Genomic DNA, 19,351 nt, shown 5'->3' with positions numbered 1-19,351 from the left:
AGACGTTGTTACCAACAGACTATCTGTTTCCAAATCCACGACGTGAAGGGTAACCATCTCGTGCCATTACTACTTAATCGATGGGTTACTGATATCGGACTCGATAAAAAATACGGCACTCATTCTTTACGTCGTAACAAAGATTCTTTGATCTACCACAAAATCAATAGCTTGCGTGCTATCCAGTTGCTTCTAGGTCATGCTAAATTAAAAAGGTGTCGAGATTGAGGGTACGCTGAGGATTTCAGAGAGTTGTGAGACTTAATGCTCTTCAGCATGTTCATTATTACAGTATCAGGTAAGAAGGTTTTCAATGATACACGCAATTAAGCTAGCAGACGTTGCAACATACAGCCCTACTGGTGTTCATTTTTCGAACTTAAAAAAGATTAATTTTATCTATGGAGCTAATGGTTGTGGCAAGACTACTGCTTCTAATTATTTGAGCCAACCTGATGATGGAAAGTATCAGAACTGTCAACTCACATGGGATAATGAGAGACCACTTAGCACTTTAGTCTATAACAAGGAGTTCCGAGAGAAAAACTTTGGTTCAAGCGACATTGCTGGCGTTTTTACTCTTGGGCAGGCAACAAAAGAGCAAGTTGATACTATTAAAGACAAAAGGTCTTCATTACAAAATGAAAAAGAACAGATTTCACGCCTCACGGTTAGCCTCAACCAACAAACTGAAGTAAAAAATGAGGCGGATAAAGATATCACTGAGCGTTGCTGGAAAGTATTCAAATCGTATGAGTCAGAATTTCGTTCTGCGTTAACAGGCTCTATAGGTAGCAAGTTAAGATTTCGAGACAAAATGCTATCAGAGATCCTCAATATTGACTCGACGACATTGCTTTCATTAGAGGAGTTACAAACAAAAGGTAGAACTCTATTGGGAGATAAACCACCAGTGTACCCTTTAATAGGGTCTTCTGCTGATACGACACTTTCAGCAATAGAAGAAGATGAGATCTGGTTAAAAGTCATCATTGGTAAATCTGATGTTGCAATCTCCGAGTTAGTTTCTCATCTTGGTAACAACGACTGGGTAAACCAAGGTAGAAGCTTCTTAACAAGTGACTCTCGTTGTCCTTTTTGCCAACAACATACGATAGGCGACGAATTTAGAGCCGATCTCGAAAGATATTTTGATGGCTCATTTGCCCGAGATACAGAGCGGGTTAAAACCTTAGAGCATGCTTATCGTAGTGCGGCAGATAGACTACTCGAAGGGTTTCAACGCACTTTGGTTGCTGAGAAAAATAATCTCAACACCAAACTCGACACCGAGCTTTTTCAAACTCATTTAACCTCTCTCGAAAATATCATTAAATCTAATCATTTAGAGTTCATTTCGAAATCAGAAAAGGCCAGCCTGCGAATCGAGGTGATAAGTTCTAAAGATGAGATAACAGAACTCAATAAATTGATAGGTAAGGCAAATGATTCCCTCAATGAGCACAATAAACTAGCCCGAGACTTTGATTCTGCTCTAGCAATTTTTGTGCAGGAAATTTGGAGATTTTTAACCAATCAAGTAGAAGACGATTTAAAGGCATATAACAAGAAAACGAAAGGTCTGACTAAGGCGCTGACTAAGATATCTGAGACCCTTTCTCAACGAAAGAGAAATGAGTCTGAACTAACGCAGGAAATTAGAGACCTAAGTCGTAACATGACGAGTGTTCAACCTACAGTTGATGAAATAAATAGGCTTCTGGTGAGCTTTGGTTTCTTAAACTTCAGGATAGCTCCATCAGCAACACTACCTAATCATTACTGCATTGAGCGATTAGATGGGGAGCAAGTTAAAAACACTTTGAGTGAAGGCGAAGTCACCTTCATAACGTTCCTTTACTTCTATCAACTGACCCGAGGTTCATTTTCAGAAGAAGAAATAACTGAAGATCGAGTTGTAGTCATAGATGATCCAATCTCGAGTTTAGATAGCAATGTGCTTTACATCGTCAGCGCTCTTGTAAAAGACCTTATCCGTGAAATAAAAACAGAGTCAGACTCTAGCATTAAACAGCTTATATTATTGACTCACAACGTTTATTTTCATAAAGAAGTTTCATTTCAAAATGGTCGTTCAAATGGTTGTAAAGACACTAACTTTTGGATTTTAAGAAAAGCAAACAATGTCACTAGCGTAAGTGCATATGAGCAGAAAAACCCGATAGAGTCATCATACGAGTTACTATGGCGTGAGTTAAAAGAGCGGAATGCAAACTCTGGGATTACTATTCAAAACACTATGCGTAGAATAATAGAGAATTACTTCAAAATTCTCGGGCGCTTTAGTGATGAAGATATATTGTCAAAGTTTGAGAATTTGCAGGAACAACAAGTTTGCACTTCATTACTTCATTGGATTAATGATGGTTCACACTGTCTCCCCGACGATCTTTATGTTCAACACCCTGATGACTCAACAGAACTATATATGTCTGTGTTCAAAAAAGTCTTTGAATATGCCGACCACCTTTCACACTACAATATGATGATGGGAGAGCAGGCAGAGTCAGCGCCTGTAGATTTACCCATGAGTGCTTAATAAGTGTTAACTGGGGCATTAGCCTAACTCGCTTTTGTCCCCCAAGCGACTCAAATGGTTTCTGAACTTGAATCCTCAGCAGATGCATATTTACCAGTAACGTATGGTTACTCACGTGCAATACTTGCTCTAGACATTAGTTTTTCTCAGGGAAAATAAAACGTTCGATGCCTGTTTTTTCTAGAAGCGAAACTCATGTTGGGGCATAAACGTGCTAGCGAAAAGCCTCTAACATTTGTGAGCACCCACCTATGTTCTGACAGTCAAAAAACACTAAGTAAACTCCCTTCGTAATATTCGACTTCAAGCGCTTTCAAAAATTGAAGACCAGTGAAGTCCCAGTCCTAAGAAGAAGTAAACCTTTGAGGGCGGCCGAGTTCCCCCCGAACTCGACCTGTTCCAGACGCGCAAGCAAAGGCGTTTGGTTTCTGGCTTACTGATAAATTAACCAATTTCAGTTTGTTGTGTAAATAATCAATAGTTTGGCAACTGATAGGTAGATCGTATTTCGATGTGCAAATCATAGAAATGAATGATGGCAACCGTGGTGCCTGAGTTCATGCAAGGAGGCTGGCGTATTGAAGTGAAAGGGCCGACACAATATGAAACTTGTCTTTATAGTTAATAATATCGTTATTATTTAAATTGTAGGCATTTATAACTGGCTAGTGGAGTGTGCTAGTTTTAAGAGTTGGTCATCTTTTATTCTGGTGTTATGCACTGCTTTTTATTTCTAGATTGGATTTAGTGTCTGAATTATTAAATCTGACGGGATAAATGATTGTTTAATGTTGATTTGGCAAGATCTTCAAGTATCCTCTATGTAAACAAAACGTTAAATATCGAAAGTTAATTAACAATCATTAAGGAGTCGATGATGTTACATGCTCACGAAAATACCCTACATATTACCCACCTCAGTAACCATGCAGTTAAGGAGTTGTCACCATCATTCTCTAAGCTACCAAGCACAGAGCATGCAGATGGCCAGTTCCGATTGAGAAGGTACTCGGTGGTTCAATTCAGTAATGGACAAGTCGTTGAGCAAGACAAGCATAACTTTGTTCAGTCTGAAGACATTAATCACTTTCAAGGTGACGTTGTTCGTCAGTTCGAGCCGATTGAAGCACAAATCCTAAGCAGTGAAGGCATGCAAGAGATGTGTGAACTGTTTATTGAAACCAACGGGCTTGAAGACGGACAAGAAATCGAAATCCATCAAATCCGTATTGCCGCTATTTTTGAAGAAACTCAGGTTGCCCCAGAAGGTGTTCACCAAGACGGCTTCGACCACATCGCGATCATTGGTGTTACTCGTCACAACATCGTTGGTGGTGAAGTGATGCTTTATCAAGATAGCCACGAAGCACCATTCTTTAGAAAAGTGTTAGGAGATGGCGAGGTGGCAATGCTTGCTGATAGTAAGCTTTGGCACAATGCACAACCGATTCGTACCATAGACCACGGCGAGATGGGCTACATGGATGTGTTTGTTCTAACAGCTAAGGATGCGCGCAATGTCCTTCACTCTTAATGATGTGCGCCAACAGTTTAGTGCTTTAGGCCAATATCATAACGGCAAGCCTGTGACCTTTTTTGATGGGCCAGGTGGATCTCAGGTGCCTGAGAATGTTTTAGCATCAATGACCGAATACCTAGGGCATTTCAATTCAAACCTAGGCGGCCACTATTTTTCTAGCCAAAAGACCACAAGTTTAATGCAGCAAGCGCGAGAAGCGGCACAAGCACTGCTCAATGCGGAGTCTTCTGGCAACGTTGTGTTCGGTGCGAACATGACATCGCTGACCTTCCAACTTAGCCGAGCTATCAGTCGCGATTGGAAAGAGGGCGATGAAGTTATCGTCACGGCGTTAGACCATTACTCAAATGTATCGAGCTGGCAGCAAGCGGCAGACGACAAAGGTGCGATTGTTCGCCAAGTTCGCGTAGACGAGTCGGATTGCAGTTTGGATATGGCGCATTTTGAATCGCTGCTTAACGAGAAAACCAAACTTGTCGCGGTGACGTTTGCTTCGAACACCACTGGCTCGATTGTTGACATGGCGAAAGTGATCGAGCTTGCACATCAATATGGCGCTCAGGTTTATGTCGATGCCGTGCATTACGCACCACACCATTTGATCGATGTTCAGCAACTGAATTGTGATTTCTTAGCGTGTTCGGCTTATAAGTTCTTCGGCCCGCATGTGGGGATTGCTTATGTTGCGCCTCAATGGCTACACACGTTAAAGCCTTACAAGGTAGAGCCTGCAACCAATATCGGCCCAGGTCGATTTGAGACTGGTACGCAAAGTTTTGAAGGCCTTGCTGGTGTGATTGCGGCAGTGGATTACTTGGCGCAGTTAGGTGATCCCGCCGATTCATTGCGTTCTCGTTTAGAGCAAAGCTACGCGCTGTATAACAAGCACGAGAGCCAACTCAGTGAGTACTTCCTGAAACGCTTGTCCGATCTTGAAGGGACAAAGCTTTACGGAAAAACCGAGTTTGATTCGAATCTAAGAACGCCAACCTTTGCCGTTACGTTTGAAAACCATTCTCCAGAGTTCATCGCTAAGAAGCTGGGTGAGCATAATATCTGTGTGTGGAATGGTCACTTCTACGCATTAGGGCTGGTGAAGCAGTTGGGTATTGAAGAGCAGGGCGTGGTGCGTATTGGTTGTATGCATTACAACTCGATTGAAGAGATCGACTTGTTGTTCAATGTGCTTGAAGGGATCTTGCGAAGCGACTAGCAGAAGTAATTAGCAAGAAGTCACTAGCACTTAATAGCTATAGAATTAGAAAAGAGCATACTTCTTTCAATAATATTGAGTAGGAAGTATGCTCTTTTTTGTTTGATTGAGCTTATATCTGTTTAGCAAAGTCTACTAAGCTAAAGCCGCTAATCGCTAATTGAAAAAGCCCGTGATTTAACTAAGACAGTTGCTTAACCAGAGCTGCTCCTACTGCGTGAGCACTGGTTGGGTTTTGGCCGGTAATCACTCGCTCATCAACAATTACAAGCTCATGCCAAGGTTTAACCTTGTTGAAACGCGCAGCGCTGCGAGCAAGAGACTCTTCCAGTAAAAATGGAATGTCATTGATGGTGCCAAAATCGATCTCTTCTTCACGAGTAAAGCCAGTCACCGATTTAGAGCTTAGTAGCTTCTCGCCATTGCTTAGAACAATCGGAAGCAGTGCTGCTGGGCCGTGACATACTGATGCGATCACACCGCCATCTTCATAATGCTTAGCTGCAATCGTTGCGAATTGCTCGTCGGTTGCTAAGTCAGAAAGCAAACCGAATCCACCTGGGTAGAAGATAGCATCGTAGCTTTCAACGTTAACTTGGCTTACAGGAATCGTGTTGTTGATGCGGTTCTGGAAGTCATCGTCAGCCAAGATCTCGGCGTTTACTGAATCACCTTCAATATCGGTTCCATACAGTGGACCTTTACCACCCTTGATAGACGCGATGTCGTACTCAAAACCCGCAGCAATGATCTCTTTCAGTGCATGAGTCAGTTCTGGAGCGTAAGTACCGTTCGCTTGGTCTGTATCGCCTAGTGTTGCGTGGTTAGTTACTGGGATTAGTATTTTTTTCATGATTCGTTCCTTTGAGCACGTTTGTTTGGTTTCAGCGTCGTGGCTTTTATTTAGAAAACCAAAGCTTTCAATTTAGATACCGCTGTTTCGTTACCTGTAATACTAGTAGTAAACCATTTGAGTGATAATATGCCGAGTAGGCAAAACATTATTGCTATATAGCAATAGTGGATGTGAATTAGTCGGAGGTGAACAGGAGAAGTATGGATAGCTTTGAAGGTATTAATGAATTTGTGGCGGTAGCGGAGTGTCACGGCTTTTCTGCAGCCGCGAAACAACTGGGTTGCAGTACCAGTCATGTCAGTCGCCAAGTGTCGAGATTAGAAGAGAGGGTAGGTGTGGCTTTACTGGCTCGATCTACTCGTATGGTGAGTTTGACTGAGTCTGGGCATACCTATTATCAACAATGCAAAGATCTGGTTATCGGACTGCAACAGGCGAATGAACAAGTCACGTCTCAACAAGCTCAGCTGAGCGGTACTTTGCGTGTGAGTGCGGCAGGCGCGTTTGCAGAGAATCATGTCGCAGCAGCGTTGATGGAGTTTGCCAAAGATCATCCTGAGCTCACCATCGAAATGAACTTCAATACCAATATGGTTAACTTCATCGAAGATGGTATTGATTTCGCGATTCGCTATGGTCGACTTGATGATTCTGGTTTGGTGGCAAGGAAGCTGGTGGATCGCCCAATGGCAGCGGCCGCGAGTCAGAACTACATCGATCAATTCGGTTTTCCAACACAGCCTGAACAGTTGAAGTTGCACAGCTGTATTATTGCCAACAGTGATCAGTGGTTGTTTGAGAAAGATGGAAAACCGTTAAACGCGGTGCGCGTACATGGGCGTTGGAAAAGCAATAACTCGAGTGCGGTACTGAAAGCTTGTGAAGAAGGGCTTGGCATTGTTTATCTTCCCAAAAGCAGCTTCAACGGAGGTCTTGCCAATGGAAAGCTCGTTCCAGTGCTAGAAGAGTATTGGGGAGCAGGTACAAGCAGTTGGATCGTATATCAAAACCGTCGCTTTCTTCCACAGAGAGCAAGGCTGGCTATCGACTTCTTAGTCTCTCACTTTTCGGATTGGAATGAATAACCGAATAGATAATGCTTACATAGCTATACAATATCCTTCTTGTTTTTTGATGTGCGTAATAAGAAGGTGCTATTTGTCTACTTTTGATGACTTAAGCTTACGATTGAGTTGTAGAGAAGCCTAAAGCAGTACGATATACTAGATATCATATTAATGTCCCTAACGCGTGATAGATTGTGTGGAAGCGTTGGCAGGATGTGTTGTTATGCTTCGGCTTATGAAGTGTAGCGAGAATGCGGAGTTGGCAATGTCTTCAATAAATTTCGAATCCACGTACGGTGTAATAACGATTCAAGATATGAATGTAGTGAGTGTTGACGCTAACTATGCTCGCATCTATGGATACCAATCACCGGAAGAACTACTTTCTGATATCGATAGCTTTCTAGATCTCATCTCAGAAGAGTACCATGTTTTAGCCTATCAAAATTACCTCGAAACGGTCAGTGGTCAACGAGACCCTCAGGTTCACACCTATACCAATGTTGATCGCAATGGCCGAGAGTTTACCGTGTTTTCTATCGATCATGTGACGGAGTGGCAGGGAAGACCTGCACTGCAAGTCACGGTTATCGATCTTTCCCCTGCGATTCAGCTGCAAAATGCAGTGCGTGAGCAAGATAAGATGTATCACGACATGATCATGCAATCAGGGCAGGGCATCTTGGTTCACCGAGATTTCAAACCGTTGATGGTCAATCAATCCTGGGTAAAACTGCAAGGTGGATCTTCCATAGAGCAAGTCTTAGCGCTGGATTCGATTCTTGACTTAGTACCACAGCAGAATAGCGACGGCATCTATAAACACTATCAAGCGATCGTGTCGGGTGAGTTGTCGGGAACCAGTACCGTGGTTGAAAATATTGGCTTTGACGGTGTTCATCGCTTCTTTAATATTTACGATAATGCAATTACTTGGAAAGGTCAGCGGGCCGTTCAAGTAGTACTCGAAGATGTGACTCAAAAGGTGATGTTGGAGAAGCAGTTGGTTCACCAAGCGAATTACGATGAAATGACGGATCTGCTTAATCGTAGGGCGATTTATGAATGGTTGAGAGAGCATATGTTCTCTAAAAACTACCTTGTCTGTATGCTACTAGATATCGATGACTTCAAGTCGATCAATGATACTTATGGTCATATGGTGGGTGATGAGGTAATTTGTGCTTTGGCTGGTATAACTAAGCGCAATGCCGAGAAAGTCGGTGGAGTAGCAGGCCGTTGGGGTGGTGAAGAGTTCATTATATTTATCCCAAATGCGTCTCTTGAAACAGCTCTCGAAGTTTCAGAAGAGATTCGCCAACAGTTCAATCAAGTCGAGTTCAAAGTGGGTGAACAAATTCGTTTTAACTCTAGCGTGAGTATCGGAATCAGCGATAGCCGAGCGTGTGAAGACGGTGTCACTATTGACGCACTCGTGAATTTAACCGACCAATCTCTTTATCGCGCGAAAGCCAATGGCAAGAATTGCGTAGACGGAGATGTAGTCGCGCTTTAACGCCTAAAACCGTCATCCAAAGACGAATAGAATCGACAACGAAAAATGCCCTCAAGTCATCACTTGAGGGCATTTTAGTTTTTGGCTATTAACTGAACGCCTCTAACTATGAGAAACGCTTAAGTTCTATAAATTAGGCAGACACTTCTACTTCGTAAGAGCCAAATTTACGGATGTTAATCACACCAGTATCCAAGATAAGGTATTGGCCTTTAATGCCTTGAAGTACGCCCGTCACTTCAGGGTTCTTATCAAAGTTGTGCGATACAATTTTCACTGGGTGCTGTTCAACCGGGTAGCTCAATGAAGTAATGCTCTCACTGAGTACCTCGATAGCATCATCACCAAACTTCGTTCTGATCTCTTGAATCTTATCTTCTACAAGTGGCAATAGTTCTTTGGCTTTTTCTACCAACTCCATATCGTCGCCGTCGCCTTTTAGCAGTGTGCGCCAGTTGGTTTTGTCAGCAATGTGTTTTGCTAATTCGACTTCAATAAGGCCAGAGATCTGACGTGTTTTTACCTTCAAAATAGGTAGGCCTTGAGTGGCACCTTGATCAATCCAGCGAGTTGGAATCTGAGTATGGCGAGTGATTCCTACCTTAAGGCTTGATGTGTTCGACAGGTAAACGAAGTGATCGACGAAGCAATTTTCTTCACCCCATTGAGGCTCACGACAAGTGCCTTGTTCGTAGTGGCAAGTCTCAGGCTTCATGATGCACATGTCGCAGCTTGCTAGCTTTTTCATGCACACAAAGCAGTGGCCTTGAGAGTAGCTTTTCTTAGTTTTCTTACCACACGAACAACAAAAAATATTACCAGTGTGGGTAAGGTTGATGGTTTTTCCAATCAGAGGGTTTAGCTCTACAAACTCTTCCCCTACAGGTAAACGGTAGGTAACCGCACCATCAAGGGAAGCACTCATTTTTCTGAGTGTTCCTTTTGCTAATAAAGACATGACATTACTCGTTGTATTTTGATTATTATTTCGTCGACTCGAACGCCTTGTAAGCAGTCGCTGCGGTTAACGATGATTATGCGATGAGTATAACAAATAGAGCCCCTATTTATACGCAATATTACTTGATTCATGCAGTGAATAATTGACTGGAAATACGTCATCTAAATTATAGTATGACATTTTGTTAAGGTGTGATATAACGTTTTTAAGTCAATTGTTAGTATGCAATCTAATGATTAATTTTGCTTGTTTATATCGTCAAATCCCAACTATAGGGACCAAAAGCCGGAAGCTTAGATGTGAAGTGGATTCATAAAATTGTTATCTTTCTAGTTATCGCAACACTTGCCATTGTGCAGTATTACCAGGTAAGTGGAAATCGTGTGATAACAACAATTACTCCTGAACAATATGAATTTATCGCGACCAGCGATCAAGTTGATAGAGGAGTCAGTACCTCCCAATTATCCTATGAAAATGGGCAGTATATTCTCGATTGTGAGCTTAAAAAATCCGAATATCCGTGGCCTTACTGTGGGCTATCGATTCGTATTAGCCCAGATATAACCACTGGTCTTGACCTTTCGCAGTACCACACCTTTAGAGTCAATATTGATTACCATGCGAAGGCTGATTCTAGTGGTCGTCTGAGAACGTACCTACGTAATTACAATCCTGCTTATTCGGTTCCCGATGATGAGTACACACATAAGTACAATGGGATGGAGTTCTCTCCAGGAATCGATGGTGGCGTGATCGAGATCCCGATCAAAAACTTGCAAGTCATGACGTGGTGGTTAGCGGATAACGAGATTGCGTTAGAGCACTCAGCACCTGAATATTCGAACGTTAACATGGTTGAGTTTGCTACTGCTTCTGGTGCTAAATTAGGTCACCATCGGATAATTATTCGAAGTATTGAGTTTGAGGGTTCGTATATTTCGGCTGAAAGCCTGTTCCTGATCTTGCTGTTTATCTGGGTGGGTACAGGCACTGTGTTTCTGCTTTCAGAATTACACCGCTCAAGAAAACGTATCGCGATCGCTGAAAAAAGACACCATCACTTAAAAAACGTCAATCGGGCATTGAGAGAGCAAAACTTCGAGTTTTCTGAAAAGGCTCATCGTGATGAATTGACAGGGATACTTAACCGACACGCGATTCGTGATTGGTTAAAAATGCAGTCGCAACAGGTGAAGCAAGGCCACGGCAAGTTAAGTATGCTCTACCTGGACATTGACTACTTTAAAAGTGTGAATGACAAATACGGACACCTGATGGGTGATCATATCTTGCGTGAATTCAGTATGGTGGTTGGCAGCTCTATCAGTGCGACGGACAAACTTGTACGTTGGGGTGGTGAAGAGTTTATTGTTTTTTGCCCTGAAACCGAAGCTGGCGAAGCGCAGAGAAAGGCAGAGAAAATCCGACTTTTGGTTAGCCAACATCTTTGGATTCATGGGGATTCTCTCACTTGCAGTATCGGCATTGCCGAGATAAAACAAGAGCGGGTGACAGAGACCATTGCCCGCGCTGATGAAGCCTTATATCAAGCGAAGCATTCAGGGCGTAATCAGGTGGTCTTGAGCCACTAACCTGAAAATTGTTTTGATTAGCTTATAAGCCACACGCGCACATGTGACGTGTGGCGTTTTTATGGTTCTTATCCCAATAGCCAAAACAAAAAAGGTGGCGCGGGGCCACCAAAAGGGAAAAGCGTTTCTTGTTTTTAGATGCCCGTTTGGCTGATCTTGCTAGTTAAACGGATCTTGTTAGTTAAACTGATCTTGTTAGCAGAGCGGGCATTTTTGTACTGGTTGAGCCGGGGGAAGCTGCAACCAGATTTTTTTTGAGAAGGGGCATTCCTATAAGTACTTGTCTATAAACATACGTCTATAGGACATTAGTGTTTACCAGAAAATCCAAGCGAACAGAGTCAGAACTAGGATACAAACTAGGTTCAACACCATACCGACTCGCATCATTTCTTTTTGTTTGATATGACCAGAGCCAAATACAATCGCATTAGGTGGTGTCGCGACTGGTAGCATGAAGGCACAAGATGCGGCAATCGCAATCAGTGCAGATAAGATAACAGGTGACATACCCAGCGCTTCAGCAATGGTTGCAAATACAGGGACAAGCAATGCCGCACTCGCTGTGTTACTCGCAAACTCCGTTAGGAATACCACGAACGCGACTACGGCTAGAATCGTAAGAAGTATACCTGCTGTTTCTAAAAATCCGCTTAGTGAGTGTGCTAGGAATACGCTGGTTCCGGTCGCTTTCAGAATGTTACTTAAACAGATACCACCACCGAACAGGATAAGTACACCCCAATCCGTTGTCTTCTCAACGTCTTTCCATTCCACGGCTCTAGAAGCGCCAAGCAGTACAATGGCGCCAATCGCTACCAAACTATCAAACTTAGAGAACCCGCCAATCATTGCGTTGATCGGCTTGCCGAATATCCAAAGCGTTACGGTTAAAAGGAAGATAGACAGTGTGATTTTCTTGCTGTTTGTCCACTCGACAGGTGCATGGTCTAACTCGAATTTGTGGTCAAGTTTTGGCTTAGTCATCACGTACAAAATAATCATCGTGATTGGCAGTAAGATCATCGAGATAGGTAGTCCAAGCGCCATCCACTCTGTGAAGCTCAAGCCAACTTCTGCCGCAGCAATGGCGTTTGGTGGGCTACCAACTAAAGTTGCGATACCACCGATTGAAGCACAGTAAGCGATACCCAATAGCACGAACACGTAGGTGTTTCGGTCTTCACTTTTGTCGACTTTGTTCATGATACCAAGAACAAGAGGGAGCATCATTGCTGTGGTGGCGGTGTTTGAGATCCACATGGATAAACCCGCACTCACACCGAACAACATGAACACGGCTACCGACATTCTGCCTTTTGCTATGAGCAATACTTTGTCAGCTATCGCTTTATCCAGCTCTTGCTTGTTCAGTGCGGCTGCCAACGCGAATCCGCCCATGAACAAGAATATGATGGGATTCGAAAAGTTAGCCAGTGCTGCGGGCGTGTTGAATACACCAAACAAGACAGCCAATAGGGGAACGAGCAAAGCGGTGATGCTGACGTGGATAGCTTCTGTTAACCATAGAATGGCAACGAACACGAGAATACTTAAACCCGTATTCACTTGCGCTTCGAATGGCAGGGAATTGAGCAAAACTGCAAATAGCGTGAAATTACCAATTAATATCATGCTGTTGCGGGTAAACAACCAGTGTTTCAGTGTAGTAACAAGTGCCGTCATAAGACGCTCCTTTTGTTTATCCTCGTTTTATTGGTGCACGACTTCGTTGAGCGGTGCTTATACCAATCGTAGTAACTAACTGGTCTCATCCTAGCTGGTTAAAACACTCGATAACATCGTTAGAAATTTTGATTGTAGAATAACTACTTATCGAAAATTTCTGCCTTGTTCTCAAGCATTTTTCCTGCGCTATTTATGATCACTTACTTACTTTGATTGGTATTATTATTTTCGAGGTATATAGACTTGATGTAGGGTCAGACTTTGTTGGGAGAATGTTACTCAAGTTAATAAAGGAGTGTTGGTGTGTTTTTGCTTAACAATGGGGAAGTGTGAGGCAACAAATTCAAAATGTGTAGTTTTCTACACATCGGTCTCTGCTGGTTCTAAAATAGGGCTTACTGAAGGAGTTGCAATCGGATTTTCAGTAGGGTTTGTATTGGGGTCTGCTATAGGATTTACATTGGGGTCCGTAATAGGGCTAGGAATCGGCAATGATTCTGGTTTTGGACTGGGTTGGATCGGCTCTTTAGGGCCAAGGAATTTTGGCGTAGTACCAATAATATACAGATCAAGAAACGCTTTGGTACGTGCAAACACTTCACGTAAACGTATTGAGGTTCCTGAATGATGGGTTGGTCCTGAAACCGCCAAACACTGCGCATTAATATCGTAAGAGTTAGCGATAAATAGCGCTCTTTCACAGTGGAACTTCTGAGTGATGATTAGGAAGTTATCGGTATCGAATATCTTTTTGGCGCGAACAATCGAATCTAGGGTTCTGAACCCCGCATAATCTAGATTGATGCGTTCATCGGGGACGCCCGCTTTTAACAAGTCGCGTTTCATCGTCCACGGTTCATTGTAAGAGCGATGAGCGTTATCGCCACTCAGTAGAAATTGGTCTACCTTTTCACGATCGAACAGCTCAATCGCGGCTTCGATTCGGTGTTTATAATAGTCGTTGAGTGTTCGACCCAAATATTTGCTCGTGCCAAGCACAACGGCGACCTCAAGCTCGGGCACTTCATCTATATCGTAGATGATGCGATCTTCCGCTTGCCATGAAACCCAATAATCGATCGCAATAACCGCAGCGCTGCCTACTAAGAACACGAGGAAAGCGCCAAACAGAAAACCTTGCAGTTTTTTGTAAGCTTTTAATAAGTGGCTACGGAAAATGTGAGAATCAAATTTCACTCTCGGTATGGTCCTTTGACTGAGCAATAATTTTTGAGTGCTCGATAATACCAAATAAAAATGAGAAAAATCAGTTAAAAAGACAAGACAGTGTAAAGAAAAAAGCCCCAGCAGTTGCAGAGGCTCTTGTAAGAGTAGTTAACGCTCTTTATTCCAAGCGCAGCACGCTTTATTCAAAGTACAGAACGCTTTATTAGAATGCAGTACGCTTGTAGCGACGGTAAACCGGCTGCCAGAAGTGCTGCTCAATCGCTTGTTGTAGTGCTTCTTCAGTGATCTCTAGAGCAACACCTTGCTCAATCGCTTTTTTACCAACGGCAAAAGCAATCTTCTTAGATACGGTGTGAATCTCTTCCAATGGTGGAAGTAGAGCACCTGAGCCATTGATAGCAAGTGGAGAACACGTTGCAAGTGCTCGGCTTGATTCCATTAGCATTTCGTCAGTGATGCGTGAAGCATTCACAGCCAATACACCAAGGCCAATACCTGGGAAGATGTAGCTGTTATTACACTGAGCGATTGGGTAAGTGGTGCCGTTGTGAACCACAGGCTCAAACGGGCTACCTGTCGCAACAAGCGCTTGGCCGTCAGTCCAACGAATAATGTCATTTGGTGTTGCTTCAACACGGCTTGTTGGGTTTGACAGTGGGAACACGATAGGACGTTCACAGTGTAGGTTCATCTCTTTGATGACTTCTTTGCTGAACAGACCCGGAGCACCAGATACGCCAACCAGAACCGTAGGTTTCGCGTGACGAACAACGTCTAGTAGAGAGAAACCAGTGCCGTCGCTTTCCCAATCTTTGGTGTTCGCGTTGGTTTGAACTAGACGCTGTTGGAAATCAAGCAGGTTTTGCATGCCTTCCTGTAGCAGACCCCAACGGTCAACCATGTAAACTTGAGAGCGAGCTTGTGCATCGCTGATACCTTCAGACACCATTTGAGCAATGATAGCTTCAGCAATACCACAACCTGCAGAACCCGCACCTAAGAAGGTGATGCGTTGGTCTGACAGTTTGCTGTTCGCTGCTTTACATGCTGCAAGTAGAGAACCAACCGTTACAGCGGCTGTGCCTTGGATATCATCGTTGAAACAACAGAGGCGATCTTTGTAGCGTTCAAGCAGTGGCATTGCGTTCTTTTGTGCGAAATCTTCGAATTGAACTAGAGCATCTGGCCAACGGCGTTGAACGGCTTGAATGAATTCTTCAACGAATGCATCGTAATCTGCACCTGTGATACGAGGGTGACGCCAGCCCATGTACATTGGGTCAGCAAGACGCTGCGGGTTGTTTGTACCCACATCGAGCACGATTGGTAGCATGTAAGCTGGGCTGATGCCGCCACAAGCTGTGTAAAGTGCTAGCTTACCAATTGGAATACCCATGCCACCGATACCTTGGTCTCCCAAACCAAGAATACGCTCACCATCCGTAACCACGATAACTTTAACGTTGTGGTTTGTCGCATTGTTCAGTAGGTCATCGATACGATCGCGGTTCGGGTATGAGATAAACAGACCACGGCCACGACGGTAAATATTTGAGAAGTTCTCACATGCTGCGCCAACTGTTGGCGTGTAAATGATAGGCATCATTTCAGAGATGTGGTTTTGAACTAAACGATAAAAAAGCGTTTCATTAGTGTCTTGGATGTTACGAAGGTAGATATGCTTATCCATATCACTTTCGAAGTTACAATATTGCTTGTATGCACGTCCTACTTGCTCTTGGATTGTTTCGGTTGTTTCCGGTAACAAGCCTTCAAGGTTGAAAGAACTGCGCTCTTCAGCAGAGAATGCGCTGCCTTTGTTTAGAAGAGGGGTACTTAGTAGAGCAGGACCAGCATAAGGGATATATAGAGGGCGTTTATCGTTGTTCATTAGATGCCTAATATGGGAGAAAGGGTAACCGAAAAATGATAACGGTTTAGTTATTCAATTGTAAATAGTTTACCTCCGATCTTTGCAAACAAAATGATATTCTTACCCATGTCCCACACTTATCGAATTTTAGCAGCATAATTCGTTATACTTTGCTCACACTTTTTCGCGACGCCTCTTTTTTATGTCATTACTTCCCATCGATGCTTATCAAAACGTATTTCACGAACAAATCGCTAATTCTCACCTTGTCGTAGAGGCGGAAACCGGATCGGGTAAATCTACGCGCCTGCCACTTTGGGCTTGCCAATATGGGCGAGTGCTGGTGGTGGAACCAAGACGCATCGCGTGTACATCACTGGCTAAATATCTCGCCCTACAATCGGGTGAAAAGCTTGGTGACAAAATTGGTTATGCGATCAAACTTGAGTCTGAATACAACGAGAAAACTAACGTTGTTTTTGTGACGCCCGGTATCGCGCTGCGTTGGTTATCTGAAGATGGACTCGCTGGCTTTGATGTCATCGTTGTCGATGAATTTCACGAAAGGCGTTGGGATATCGATTTGCTGGTGGCGATTCTCAAACAAAAAGCGAGTCATCGCTTGGTGATCACGTCTGCAACCATCGAAGGGGAACGTCTCGCTCACTATTTGGATGCGAATCGAATAAGCTGTGAAGGCCGAACTTATCAAGTTGCTATTGAACACCGAGCGAATGAGTCCAGAGCATTGCCCGATATTCGACACCTAGAGCAACGCATTGCCGAAGAAGTGAATCACCAACTGATAGCATCTTCTGGTGACATGTTGGTTTTTCTGCCGGGTAAAAAAGAGATCGTGCAATGCGAACAAGCCTTAGCGAAAAATCCAGATATCCAAGTGGTGAAATTGCATGCGTCGGTCAGTGATAAGGAGCGAGATTTAGCGTTATCGGGTCGTAATATCGATATCAATGCTAACGGTTATAGCCTGAGAAAGGTCATTCTTGCAACCAACGTGGCAGAAACCTCATTAACCATTCCCGATATTGGTGTGGTGATAGATTCAGGATTAGAAAGACGCACCGTTCAACGAAACGGTAGAACGACTCTGATGCTTAAATCCATATCACGAGCCAGTGCCAAGCAACGAGCTGGTCGCGCGGGTAGGGTAATGGACGGCGCTTGTGTGCGTCTGTATGGTGAGCATGCGGCGTTAGAGTTAGTCACACCGCCTGAATTGCAGCGTGAAGAGCTGATCGAACCGATGTTGGCCGCGGCCTGTTGTGGTGCTCCGCTTGAGAGCTTGTCTTTCCTTGATCCTATTCCTGAAAAATCACTAAACAGTGCTACTCAAACCTTGCTGACGATGGAAGCGATTAAAGCCGACCATCAAATTACCGAGCATGGCAAAAAGCTGTATCCGCTGCCGATTGATGCTTTGTATGCCGATATCGTTACTCGAATCAAAACCAAAGCATTAAAAGAAGCGATGGTCGATCTCACAGCTGCGTTGTCCGTTCCGGCTCGCTTGTATCAGTTACCGAACAATGCAGAACATTTGGAAGCACTCGCTCAGCAAGAAAAGGAAGGGTGTGATCTAAGCCTGTTGATTCAGATCGTTCGCGGTCGCGAATATCCGAATCTAGAAATCGATCAGCAGGCATTGAATGAAGCACAGGGACTGGCTAAGCAAATGCGTGAGGTGTTTGAACTTCCTCAATTAGAAGTCGCGTCCCGTTTCCAGCGTATTGAACTGCTTAACACTATTGTTCAACTTCACCCTGAACTGGTGTTCGTACGCAGACTGAAACGAAAAGAAGCCTTTGCTAATGGAGTTTTAGAGGTAGTACTCGGCCGTCAGAATCGTTTCCCTGATAATGAACAAGCGATGTTGGTGCTTGATACCCATAGTTTGCCGGGAAGAGGCGTTAAGCAAACACTGACCTTAGCGACGGTCACTGCACCTATTCCTTTGGATCTTATGATTGAAGCGGAGATGGGAGAGTGGCAACAAGGTGAAACCGTGGTCAATGATGATGGCGTTTTTACTGAGATGACATTGGTGTACGCTGGCCGTACGATCACGACCAAGCTCGTGGCAGCGGAAGGGCAACTATCGTTAAAGCCGATCGTCGATCTTGTATCGAATGGGGTTAAACTTCCCGGTTTTGCAGAAGCTCGCACTCAACAAATCAAACATTGGCAGTTGTATGTGAAACTCGGTCTCAATGAACAAACCCAATACACACCAGAAATTGGCCAAATGAACTTTGAGCTATGGTTTATAGAACAGCTTGAAGTGTTAGGTGTCACTGATGTGAGCGAATTGGAAATGTTCGACCATGCTGATATTCCATTCGATGGTATCCCTACTTGGCTTTATTCAGAGTTTTCGGAAAAGTACCCGTTTGCATTGAGCCTTGCCGACTTGCAACTCGAAGTCGAATACCTGCCGGCACGCAAGCTGATTTACGTTCACTATCAATCGGGCAGTCGAAAGTTATCGCCAAAACGTTGGGAGCTCCCGACATGGTCTGGCTGGCGTATTCAGTACAAAAAAGCGAGTCGGATAATTGATATCAAATAGATGGATTAGTTTTATCTCTAAAATATTAATCAAATAGGTGCATATATGTTTTTTCAGTACTTATTTTGTTACAAGTTTGATTTTTATATGCCTTTTTAACCAATCAAAAGGTCATAAAAGACTATTCTTCTATATCCTATTGCTATAAAGAAAGAGTTGATAGATATTGAGTATATTGTGTTGTCAAAGTGTCGGGGGACATCATGGATAAACAGACAGAGACGCGTGTAGAGTTTGATTACACAACATTTCTTGGCGCCTCATGCAGTAAAAAATGGACTTTTCTGGAAGCACTAACCACGATTGCGCCAGTATTTAGTACCGTCTGGCGAGATAGCATTAAAGAGCTCGCAAGCCCTGAAGATCGTTTATGGCAGATGGCATTGAAATCGATGTCGACGCGTAAAAGTGATGAGTCAAACATTGTTACCTTACTCAAGCTAGCCAAGCTAGAGGGGATCAATGAACTCAAAGTTGCTATGCCATATTCTCTTGAAAAAGAGCAGATCGAGTACATTGAATCGCGCAGTCATTTGGTGATTGCCGAGAATACTGGAGAAGAGTTTACTATTAAGCTTTAATCTATCAGTATTGCTTAGAGCTTAGAGCTTAGAGCTTAGAGCTTAGAGCTTAGAGCTTAGAGCTTAGAGCTTAGAGCTTAGAGCTTAGAGCTTAGAGCTTAGAGCTTAGAGCTTAGAGCTTAGAG

Annotated in this window: 13 protein-coding genes and 1 pseudogene; 9 read left to right on the top strand and 5 right to left on the bottom strand. The window is 43.6% G+C overall.

Going from position 1 to position 19,351, the window contains the following annotated elements:
- Window positions 1-2: 2 nt before the first annotated feature.
- The 4 genes and pseudogenes from ACED42_RS15720 to ACED42_RS15705 form a co-directional block, all read left to right on the top strand.
- Window positions 3-265, top strand: a pseudogene (locus ACED42_RS15720) (integrase); the annotation flags it as partial.
- A 48-nt stretch (window positions 266-313) separates the two neighbouring features.
- Window positions 314-2,560: an AAA family ATPase gene (locus ACED42_RS15715; RefSeq protein ID WP_371703266.1), complete on the top strand. Its 2,247-nt coding sequence runs from the start codon at window positions 314-316 to the stop codon at window positions 2,558-2,560.
- 877 nt (window positions 2,561-3,437) lie between these two features.
- On the top strand, window positions 3,438-4,094 hold the full coding sequence (locus ACED42_RS15710) for a 2OG-Fe dioxygenase family protein (protein ID WP_371703264.1): 657 nt from the start codon (window positions 3,438-3,440) through the stop codon (window positions 4,092-4,094).
- Window positions 4,078-5,313: a cysteine desulfurase-like protein gene (locus tag ACED42_RS15705; RefSeq protein ID WP_371703262.1), complete on the top strand. Its 1,236-nt coding sequence runs from the start codon at window positions 4,078-4,080 to the stop codon at window positions 5,311-5,313. The genes ACED42_RS15710 and ACED42_RS15705 overlap by 17 nt, the downstream gene beginning before the upstream one ends.
- Before the next feature lie 181 nt (window positions 5,314-5,494).
- Here ACED42_RS15705 and ACED42_RS15700 read toward each other — a convergent pair whose 3' ends face one another.
- On the bottom strand, window positions 5,495-6,166 hold the full coding sequence (locus ACED42_RS15700) for a type 1 glutamine amidotransferase domain-containing protein (protein WP_371703261.1): 672 nt from the start codon (window positions 6,164-6,166) through the stop codon (window positions 5,495-5,497).
- A gap of 203 nt (window positions 6,167-6,369) precedes the next feature.
- On the opposite strand from ACED42_RS15700, the gene ACED42_RS15695 reads away from it, so the two are divergent.
- Both ACED42_RS15695 and ACED42_RS15690 read left to right on the top strand, forming a co-directional pair.
- Window positions 6,370-7,254 (top strand): LysR family transcriptional regulator, encoded by an 885-nt coding sequence (locus ACED42_RS15695; RefSeq protein WP_371703259.1) that lies wholly within the window; start codon window positions 6,370-6,372, stop codon window positions 7,252-7,254.
- Window positions 7,255-7,501: 247 nt separating this feature from the next.
- Window positions 7,502-8,752: a diguanylate cyclase gene (locus ACED42_RS15690; RefSeq protein ID WP_371703257.1), complete on the top strand. Its 1,251-nt coding sequence runs from the start codon at window positions 7,502-7,504 to the stop codon at window positions 8,750-8,752.
- Between the two features lie 133 nt (window positions 8,753-8,885).
- Here ACED42_RS15690 and ACED42_RS15685 read toward each other — a convergent pair whose 3' ends face one another.
- Window positions 8,886-9,710, bottom strand: coding sequence for a DUF2797 domain-containing protein (locus ACED42_RS15685; RefSeq protein ID WP_017098743.1), 825 nt, complete (start codon window positions 9,708-9,710; stop codon window positions 8,886-8,888).
- Window positions 9,711-10,012: 302 nt separating this feature from the next.
- On the opposite strand from ACED42_RS15685, the gene ACED42_RS15680 reads away from it, so the two are divergent.
- Window positions 10,013-11,308, top strand: a complete 1,296-nt coding sequence (locus ACED42_RS15680) for a GGDEF domain-containing protein (protein WP_371703255.1) — start codon at window positions 10,013-10,015, stop codon at window positions 11,306-11,308.
- A 315-nt stretch (window positions 11,309-11,623) separates the two neighbouring features.
- Here ACED42_RS15680 and ACED42_RS15675 read toward each other — a convergent pair whose 3' ends face one another.
- From ACED42_RS15675 to ACED42_RS15665, 3 genes are all read right to left on the bottom strand, one after another.
- A complete protein-coding gene (locus ACED42_RS15675; protein WP_371703254.1) occupies window positions 11,624-12,994 on the bottom strand; it encodes a DASS family sodium-coupled anion symporter in 1,371 nt (456 codons plus the stop codon).
- 363 nt (window positions 12,995-13,357) lie between these two features.
- Window positions 13,358-14,194 (bottom strand): ElyC/SanA/YdcF family protein, encoded by an 837-nt coding sequence (locus ACED42_RS15670; RefSeq protein WP_371703252.1) that lies wholly within the window; start codon window positions 14,192-14,194, stop codon window positions 13,358-13,360.
- A 193-nt stretch (window positions 14,195-14,387) separates the two neighbouring features.
- The gene (locus tag ACED42_RS15665) at window positions 14,388-16,076 is read right to left on the bottom strand and encodes an NAD-dependent malic enzyme (protein WP_371703251.1); all 1,689 of its coding nucleotides are present in this window, start codon (window positions 16,074-16,076) and stop codon (window positions 14,388-14,390) included.
- Window positions 16,077-16,260: 184 nt separating this feature from the next.
- On the opposite strand from ACED42_RS15665, the gene ACED42_RS15660 reads away from it, so the two are divergent.
- Together ACED42_RS15660 and ACED42_RS15655 are read left to right on the top strand one after the other, a co-directional pair.
- Window positions 16,261-18,645 (top strand): helicase-related protein, encoded by a 2,385-nt coding sequence (locus ACED42_RS15660; protein ID WP_371703249.1) that lies wholly within the window; start codon window positions 16,261-16,263, stop codon window positions 18,643-18,645.
- Window positions 18,646-18,848: 203 nt separating this feature from the next.
- Window positions 18,849-19,226 (top strand): transporter, encoded by a 378-nt coding sequence (locus ACED42_RS15655; protein WP_371703247.1) that lies wholly within the window; start codon window positions 18,849-18,851, stop codon window positions 19,224-19,226.
- Window positions 19,227-19,351 lie beyond the last annotated feature (125 nt).

The organism is Vibrio sp. FF145 (genome assembly GCF_041439075.1).
GTDB lineage: Bacteria > Pseudomonadota > Gammaproteobacteria > Enterobacterales > Vibrionaceae > Vibrio > Vibrio tasmaniensis_A.
This window is presented reverse-complemented; position numbering and strand designations above follow the sequence as displayed.